Source organism: Bacteroidales bacterium (assembly GCA_018334875.1).
GTDB lineage: Bacteria > Bacteroidota > Bacteroidia > Bacteroidales > UBA12077 > JAGXLC01.
The window spans coordinates 1-1,333 of record JAGXLC010000135.1 but is presented as its reverse complement, the minus strand read 5'-3'; the positions used below and the strand labels follow the sequence as shown (position 1 = coordinate 1,333).

2 protein-coding genes are annotated in these 1,333 nt (G+C 38.4%); both read left to right on the top strand.

The annotated features are described in order from the left end of the window. Nucleotides 1-1,079, top strand: a 1,079-nt coding sequence (locus KGY70_11555; protein MBS3775816.1) for a HAMP domain-containing histidine kinase, incomplete at its 5' end; no start/stop codon positions are given. A gap of 12 nt (nucleotides 1,080-1,091) precedes the next feature. Then, complete coding sequence (gene xseB, locus KGY70_11550) at nucleotides 1,092-1,301, top strand: exodeoxyribonuclease VII small subunit (GenBank protein ID MBS3775815.1); 210 nt, start codon at nucleotides 1,092-1,094, stop codon at nucleotides 1,299-1,301. Nucleotides 1,302-1,333 lie beyond the last annotated feature (32 nt).

The following is a 1,333-nucleotide window of genomic DNA, read 5'->3' as shown; positions in this document are numbered from 1 at the left end:
ACAGCAAAATGAGCAAATATTATCAAATAACTGTTTTTCTGCTTTTTTTTATCACCTTAAATGGTACTTGCCATTCGCAGTTCAATAATGCCTGGGAATGCCTTAAAAAAACGGATCGAACTTCCGTAATGCAGACCAGATATGCAACAGAAGCTCAAGAAGTTGGAAATTTAAAAGAGGAGGGCCAAATCAATCAGGCGGAAATCCAGAAACAAAAGAATATCAGAAATTTCGCAATCATTTTGGCCATCCTGGCTTTGGCGGTAACAATACTTACTTACCACAGGCTTAAGTTAAAGAAAAAAAGACTCCAAAATCTGCAAGAAAAGGTCAAACACCTCAGGGAAGCAAACGAAAGACTTCGCGATTCCGAGTACAACCAAAGAGAATTGAATTCCACCAAAGATAAATTCTTCTCTATGATAGCCCATGATCTTAAAAGTCCCTTCCAGGGCCTATTCGGTATTTCCGAGGTGGTATACCGAAGTATTGACACAATGGATAAAGAAGAGATAAAGGAATATACCAAAACGATTTACGATACCTCCAACAACCTTTACAACCTCCTTGAAAATTTACTCCAATGGTCCAGAACCCAGCTAGGTACCCTAAAACTAAATCCGGAGTCATTAAATATAAAAGAAGAGACGGACGAAATCATAGAATTATTGATAATCAATATAGAAGAAAAGAATATTCAGGTAAAAAATGAAGTAGATGATGGCATTTCAGCTTATGCGGACAGAAATGTGTTGAGAACCATCATGAGAAATCTCCTGAGCAATGCCATCAAATTTACAGAAGAACAGGGAGAGGTTACCATTCAAGCCGAAACAGAATCTACCCGAACCATAATATCTATAAGCGATACCGGCCAGGGAATTCCGGAGGAACAGAGAAATAATTTATTCAAAACACAAACCCATCAACATGAAAAAGAAACCTCCGGCGAACAAGGTACCGGCTTGGGTCTGATACTTTGCAAAGAACTGGTAGAACAAAGCAAGGGAAATATATGGGCTGAAAGCAAAGTAGGCGAAGGCAGTACATTTAAATTCACATTACCCAGAAAAAAATAAAAAGACATATACATGGCTAAAGAAAAACAACAAATAAAATATGGCGAAGCCATTGAAGAAATAGAGAAAATCCTGAAACAGATCGAGAATGAAGAACTCGATGTAGATGAGCTGACATCCAAAGTAAAAAGGGTCTCAGAATTGTTGTCGCTCTGCAAGAAAAAGCTCAGAACCACGGAAGAAGAGGTGGAAAAGATCATCAGGGATATTGAAGCAGAATGATCTGTGCAGAACATACCCATGTGCTGTTGCAT

Coding starts and splice junctions, on each gene's coding strand:
- xseB (MBS3775815.1), top strand. CDS start 1,092: ATGGCTAAAGAAAAACAACAAATAAAATATGGCGAAGCCATTGAAGAA.